Source organism: Roseibium sp. RKSG952 (assembly GCF_009711355.1).
Genome location: NZ_SMMF01000921.1, coordinates 56,929 through 63,732 on the forward strand (window position 1 = coordinate 56,929; position 6,804 = coordinate 63,732).

The 6,804-nt window shown below is 55.8% G+C and carries 7 protein-coding genes and 1 tRNA gene; 7 read left to right on the plus strand and 1 reads right to left on the minus strand.

The features are described 5' to 3' along the window. The first annotated feature begins 113 nt into the window (after window positions 1-113). A tRNA-Ser gene (locus E1297_RS21690) sits at window positions 114-203 on the plus strand. Between the two features lie 67 nt (window positions 204-270). Here the strand turns inward: E1297_RS21690 and E1297_RS21695 are convergent. Then, window positions 271-1,233 carry a LysR family transcriptional regulator gene (locus tag E1297_RS21695; protein ID WP_155142161.1) on the minus strand — a complete coding sequence of 321 codons (963 nt, stop codon included), beginning with the start codon at window positions 1,231-1,233 and terminating at the stop codon, window positions 271-273. 159 nt (window positions 1,234-1,392) lie between these two features. On the opposite strand from E1297_RS21695, the gene E1297_RS21700 reads away from it, so the two are divergent. From E1297_RS21700 to E1297_RS21725, 6 genes are all read left to right on the plus strand, one after another. Then, entirely contained in the window at window positions 1,393-2,409 is a 1,017-nt protein-coding gene (locus E1297_RS21700) for a TRAP transporter substrate-binding protein (RefSeq protein WP_155142163.1), read from the plus strand. A 67-nt stretch (window positions 2,410-2,476) separates the two neighbouring features. Next, a complete protein-coding gene (locus tag E1297_RS21705; RefSeq protein ID WP_155142165.1) occupies window positions 2,477-3,013 on the plus strand; it encodes a TRAP transporter small permease in 537 nt (178 codons plus the stop codon). Between the two features lie 17 nt (window positions 3,014-3,030). After that, window positions 3,031-4,371 carry a TRAP transporter large permease gene (locus E1297_RS21710; protein ID WP_155142166.1) on the plus strand — a complete coding sequence of 447 codons (1,341 nt, stop codon included), beginning with the start codon at window positions 3,031-3,033 and terminating at the stop codon, window positions 4,369-4,371. Between the two features lie 18 nt (window positions 4,372-4,389). Next, the gene (locus E1297_RS21715) at window positions 4,390-4,884 is read left to right on the plus strand and encodes a universal stress protein (protein ID WP_155142168.1); all 495 of its coding nucleotides are present in this window, start codon (window positions 4,390-4,392) and stop codon (window positions 4,882-4,884) included. A gap of 38 nt (window positions 4,885-4,922) precedes the next feature. Next, the gene (locus E1297_RS21720; RefSeq protein ID WP_209015919.1) at window positions 4,923-5,297 is read left to right on the plus strand and encodes a nuclear transport factor 2 family protein; all 375 of its coding nucleotides are present in this window, start codon (window positions 4,923-4,925) and stop codon (window positions 5,295-5,297) included. Window positions 5,298-5,334: 37 nt separating this feature from the next. Continuing rightward, window positions 5,335-6,738: an FAD-binding oxidoreductase gene (locus tag E1297_RS21725; RefSeq protein WP_155142173.1), complete on the plus strand. Its 1,404-nt coding sequence runs from the start codon at window positions 5,335-5,337 to the stop codon at window positions 6,736-6,738. Window positions 6,739-6,804: the final 66 nt, after the last annotated feature.

The window sequence follows — 6,804 nt, forward strand, 5'->3', positions numbered from 1 at the left end:
AAACCTTTCAATTCAATGACCTGCTTTGACTGACCCACGTGTTTTCAGAAAAATCCCGGCCGCTTCGAAAATCGCCTTGTATCTTGGTGACAGGCGAGGATATACCGGCCAGCGGAGACGTGGCCGAGTGGTCGAAGGCGCTCCCCTGCTAAGGGAGTAGGCGGGAAACCGTCTCGAGGGTTCGAATCCCTTCGTCTCCGCCATCAATCTTTTTATTCTGACTTGTTTTATCCCGCTTAGGGGCTGGTGTGGCGCGAATGGATTGCCACTTTACCGCTTTGCGGTCGAAACCCGTTTTATCTCGCCTTCTCGATTGACTGAATGCTCCTGCATCAAGACGTCGAGAAACAGCTTGGACACGCGCGTGGGTGCTGGTTGCTTGCGAGTCGCCGCTGCAAATCGGGTCCGATACCGAATTTCGTCTGGCAGCACTCTCTTCATGACCCCGCCGTCGACGAATTCCTGCGCTAGATGATCTGGCAGAAAGCCCAGGTACCGGCCGGACAGTATAAGTATGGCCAGCGCTTGTTCGCTCTGTACTTTAGCCGCCCGGCGAAAGCCTAACTGCTGACCAACAATCAGGTTGGGCGAATTCACGCTCAGGCCAGCATAGTTGAACCGGCGCAGATCGCCCTTTCCAAATTCGGAATCCGAAACATCAAACAGAGGATGTTCCTTACCGCAATACAGGAACATGTTCTCACCATAGAGTGGCGCGTACTGAAGACTGGCGGATGGTCGATGCAGAGCGATAATCCCGACATCCAGATGCCCGCTGATGACCATGGTTTCGATGACGTTGGGCGGCTCCAGCGATAGTTCGATCTGCACAGCTGGGGCCGCTTCGTTGAACTTGTGGATGGCCCGCGCCAGATGAGATTCCGGGTTTGAGGCGCATTGATCAAACAGTGCAACGCGTATCGTTCCCGCCATTTGTTGTTTGATTTCGTTCACTTCGGTCCTGAAGTGAGAAACGGATATCAGTAGGTCCTCAGCCGCGCGCAGTACCTTTCCACCATCTTCGGTCAGTGAGAACCCCGAAGGCCCGCGATTGCACAACTTCAGATCAAGCCGCAATTCCAGGTCCGAGATGTGTTTCGAGATCGTGGATTTGCCGATGTTCAGCTCGATTTCAGCAGCTGACAATCCACCGCTTTCCACAACTGTCTTGAAAATCCGCAACAACCGAATGTCGGTATCTCCGATCCGTGTCGCAAGCGATTTGTGCTTCATTCTCAAAGTTCGCTATCTGTGAAACCTATCGCGCAAAGTTTAACAACCAAGAAACACTCGACACAAGTTAGTTTCATGCCGCCGAGGCAGAATCGGACTGGTTTAATCTCTCCCCAGGCCAGCGCGCACCTCGAAAACCAGACATATGGGAGGACATCCATGTCATTCATCAATAAGCTTGGCACATTCACCGCTGCAGTATCCATGGCAGCGCTGATGGTTGCTGGCGCAGCTGACGCGAAGAACTTCAAGATCGCGGTCGGCGACAGTGCGGGCAGCCCGCAGGAAGCAACCGGCAAGTTCTTTGTCGAAGCACTGGAAGAAAAGTCGGGAGGCGCCCACACCGCCACGCTGTTCCTGAACGGTCAGCTGGGTTCGGAACAGGACACTGTGAACGAAGCGGCCATTGGTACGCTGGACATGTCGTTGCTGGCGATCAACAACGTCACGCCGTTCTCGCCTTCGGTTGGCGTCTTCACGCTGCCTTACGTGATCCTATCGCTTGAAGATGCCGAAACCCTGACCCAGGGTCCGATCGGCCAGGAGCTGACCGAAAACACGCTGCGTGACGCAGGCGTTCGCATCATCGCCTGGACCTACACCGGGTTCCGTCGCCTGACCAACTCGAAAAAGCCGGTCACATCCGTTGCTGACCTGCAGGATCTGGTCATCCGCGTTCCCAAGAACGAAATCATGATCGAGACCTACAAGTCCTGGGGCATCAACCCGACTCCGATGGCCTGGTCGGAAACCTTCACCGGTCTGCAGACCAAAGTTGTTGACGGTCAGGACAACCCGTACATGACCATCAACGCGATGAAGTTCTACGAAGTACAGGACCACGTCACCAACCTGCGCTACATCTTCTCGATCGAACCTCTGATCATCTCTGAGGCTGTATTCCAGAGCCTGAGCGAAGAAGACCAGCAGATCATTCTGGAAGCAGGTCAGGAAGCGACTCTGAAATCGGCTCAGTTCCTGCGCGACTCGGAAGCAGCGATCAAAGAAGAGCTGGTCGCCAAGGGCATGGAAATCGTCGATCCCGAAAATGACGAAGCCGAGTTCATCGAACTGGCAACCACTGCCGTATGGCCTCAGTTCTACGAGTCGATCGGTGGTGTTGAGAAACTGAACGCAGTTCTCGAAGCCATCGGCCGCGACCCAGTCCAGCAATAATCGCCGCAGAGCGAGACAGGGAAGAGCGCCACGGCGCTCTTCTCATTTCAGGGAGGAGTGAAACCACATGTTCTGGAAATTTCTGGACAATATAGAAAGCGTCATCTGCCGGATACTGCTGTCCGGTTTCGTCTGTCTGCTGTTCGTGCAGATCGTCGCGCGCGAAGTCTTCGGCTTTTCGGTCAGCTGGATTGAGGAACTCTCAGTCTACATGTTCGTCTGGTTCGTCTATTTCGGCGCCAGCTACGCTGCTCTGAAGGGCGCTCATAACCGGGTGACTTTCCAGTTCAAATTCCTGCCTGACGGTTGGATCAAGTATATCGAAGCCTTTGCCGATCTCTTCTGGCTCTTCTTCAATGTCTACTTCCTGTATCTGGCAACAGACTTTGTCTTCAACAAGATGAACAAGTTCTGGAAGTCCCAGACCCTGGGCGTTGAGATGAAGTATATCTACATGGTGCTGCCCATCGCCTTTGCGCTGATGACCGTCCGCATCATTCAGGTGAACTATCGCCGCCTGATCAAGGGTGAAGACATCCATGATCCTGATCAAATCGACCTCGACGAAATCAAAGCTGCCACCGAAGCAGCCAAGCACGACTGAGGCAGGGAGGAAAAACCATGGAATCCGAAATCGTCACAATCCTGTTTGGATCGTTTCTTCTACTGCTACTCATCGGCGCACCGATCACGGTTGCTCTGGGCGTGGCATCGCTGTTCTCGTTCCTGTACCTGGGCGATAACCCAATCAAATTCGTGCAGATCGCCTTTACCTCGGTGGGTGCTTTCCCGCTGATGGCGCTTCCTGCGTTCATTCTGGCCGGGGCCCTTATGGAGGCCGCCGGTATCTCAAAACGCCTGATCAACGTCGCTGAAAGTCTGGCCGGCCCATTCACCGGTGGTATCTCGGCAGCGACGGTCATGGCCTGTCTGTTCTTCGGCGCCATTTCGGGCTCGGGCCCGGCAACAACCGCGGCCGTCGGGATGCTGATGATCCCGGCGATGATCGACCGCGGCTATGAGCGCGGCTATGCCTCTGCCATTACCGCTTCTTCCGGCGGCCTCGGGATCATTATTCCTCCCTCCATCCCGATGGTGATCTTCGGCATTGCCGCGCTCGGTATGGCGCCGCCTGTTGAAGCAGTCGAGAAATTCGGCACCTTCCAGTCGGTTTCGATCTCGAAGCTGTTCATCGCTGGTTTCGTTCCGGCCTTCCTGATCGCCACCAGCTTGCTGATCCTGAACTACTTCATGTCGAAAAAACGCGGCTACAAAGGTGTTGCCGAAGGCTGGTCGATCCGCCACGTGGGCTGTGAAATGTACCGCGGGTTCTGGTCGCTGATGGCGCCGTTGGTGATCTTGGGCGGTATCTACACCGGCTTCTTCACTCCGACCGAGGCCGCCATTGTCGCAATCTTCTATACGCTGTTCATCGGCGTCGTGATTTACCGCGAACTGACCTGGCAATCTCTGTTCCAGTCGCTTGAAGCGACCACATGGCTGACCGGTCGCGTTCTGCTGATCCTGTTCACTGCAACGGTCTTCGGGCGTCTGCTGGTGGAAAATCAGATCCCGGCGATCATCGCGGACTCGATGCTCAGCTTCACTGACAACCTCTATGTCATCTGGGCGCTGATCATCTTCTTCCTGCTGTTCGTTGGCATGTTCATGGAAACACTGGCGACCATCCTGATCCTGGTTCCAGTGATGTTGCCGGTGGCCTATTCGGTAGGTATCGACCCGATCCACTTTGGCGTGGTGATGGTCTGTACGCTGGGTATCGGCTTCCAGACACCGCCTCTGGGTGAAAACCTGTTCATCGCGTCGGGTATCTCGAACATCACGATCGAACAGATCTCGCTTCGTGCGCTGCCCTTTGCGGCCGCCAACACGATCGCGATCTTCATCATCGCCTTCTTCCCAGAACTGTCGCTGTGGCTTCCACGGCTGCTTGGCTACTAACCCGGAAAGGATGACGACATGAAACAAATGGTAACCAACATTCTGTTTGCCACTGACTTGTCAGAAAACTCGGGTCACGCCCTGCGACATGCAGCCAGCATTGCGCAGGCAACCGGAGCCGAGATCCATGTCCTTCACGTCAACGAACCGCTGTCGGATGACGCCAAGATCACGATGGAAATATTCATCCTGAATGAAGAGACCCGCAAGACCGCGGCTACGCGCCGTCACGAGATGGTGCGCAAGGTGCTGGCCGAGCGACAAGCCAAGTTCTGGGCACAATTCGAAGGCGAAGATGCCAAGATCCGTGAACAGGTGACCTCGATCGAGGTCACCGATGGACATCCGGCCGAAGTCATCCTGCGCCGCTCGGTCGAACTGGGCTGTGACCTTGTCGTGCTGGGCGCACATGATCACGGCTTCTCTCACACATTTCTCGGCACCGTCGCCAAACGCGTTTTGCGACGGTCCAAGATTCCAACGCTGATCGTCCCACATCCGGACGAGACGTAACCAACCCACTCAAAAGGAAATATACCATGAGCAAAACCCTGACCGCGCAGGACCTGGCCGACACGTTCGACGCGTTCAACCGTCACGATATTGACGGTGTGATGACCCATTTTGCAGATGACTGCGTGTTCTACACCGTTGCCGGTGATGAAAAATACGGCAACAAGGTTGAAGGTGCAGAAGCCATCGCTGCTGCGTTCTCTGGTGTCTGGGCCGGAATGAAGGACGCACACTGGGATCACCACAGCCACTTCGTTCACGGTGACCGTGCGGTATCGGAATGGACCTTCTCGGGCACCGATGCCAACGGAATGCGGATCGAGGCCGAAGGTGCCGATCTGTTCACCGTTCGTGACGGAAAAATCATTGTAAAGCAGGCGCTTCGCAAAACGCGCCCGATGTTCAAAGCCTGATCCGCCGCCCTGCGCGCAGCCCCGGAGAAAAACAAGAATGGTGGACAACAGCATCCCGCGTCACTGGCCGAAGACCAGTTATGACCCGAAATACGACCCCATCACTGATGCCGGTCCAGGTCATAACCGCGACCACGCGCCGACATACTGGATTGGAACCGCAGGCGAACCACCTGCGGATGATGGCCCTGTATCGGGCGATATGGAGGCGGATGTTGTCGTCATCGGCTCGGGCTATACTGGCCTGTCCACCGCCATTCACCTTGCCAAAGAACACGGCATTCAGGCCGTTGTATTGGAGGCAAATACCGTGGCCTGGGGCTGCTCGACCCGCAATGGCGGGCAGGCCCAGATCTCATCCGGGCGTCTGAAGCGGTCTCAGTGGATCCAGCGCTGGGGCGTCGAGACAGCAAAAGGAATGCATCGCGAAGTTTCCGAAGCATTCGAGTTGTTCAACGATCTGATCGCCAGCGATGACATCAACTGCGATCCGCAGCCGGGCGGACATTACTACATCGCACATCGTGCCAAGGTCATGCCTGGGCTCGAAATGGAAAGTGCCCTGCTCAACGACACGTTCGGCTACGCCTCTCGTATCATAGGGCGCGACGAGCTGCACGCCGAACATGTCCGCGACATGGAGGCTCATGGCGCGATGTGGGAGCCGGATGGCACCTGCATCCACGCTGGAAAGCTGGCGTTTGGCTATGTCAACATGGCCCGCCGTCTGGGCGTCAAAATCCATACCGGCAGCCCGGTCATGGGATGGGAAACCAAAAACGGTGTGCACCATCTGCGCACGCCGGGCGGTATCGTGAAGGCAAATACAGTTGCGTTGGCGACGGCTGGCTACACGCCTCCGGGGCTGAGCAACAAGACCAAGCACAGGCTGATGCCGATCCTGTCCAATTCGCTTGTGACGCGCCCGCTGACTCAGTCCGAACTGGACGAATGCGGTATTCAGACAAAATCCCCGCTGACCGATACGCGGACATTGCGGCATTACTATCGTTTGCTGCCGGACAACCGGATGCAGATTGGTAGCCGATCGGCGGTAACCGGTCGGGACGCCGAAAACGACAAGCACCTTGAGCTTCTCAAGAAAGGCCTTGCGCGCAAGTTTCCAGCTCTGGAAGACATCAATCTGGACTACTCCTGGTGGGGCTGGGTTGATGTCAGCCACGACATGATGCCGCGTATTTTCCAGCCCAATCCGGATGAGCGCGTTTTTTACGCGATGGGCTATGGCGGCAATGGTGTTATGTACTCAGCACAAGCCGGGCGCCGTATGGCGCAGCAAATCGCGGGTGTGAAGGATGAGGTGTTCAATCTGCCTATTTTCACATCCCCGCTACCCAGCCACGGCCTGCTGACACCCTTCCGCCGGTTGGGTCAGCGCTTTGCCTACGTTTGGTATTACCTCAAGGATGAAGTGGTCTAAGAACCACACCGACACTCACTCATAAGGAACGAACTCATGAAGATGACGACAGAAGAGGCCTTTGTT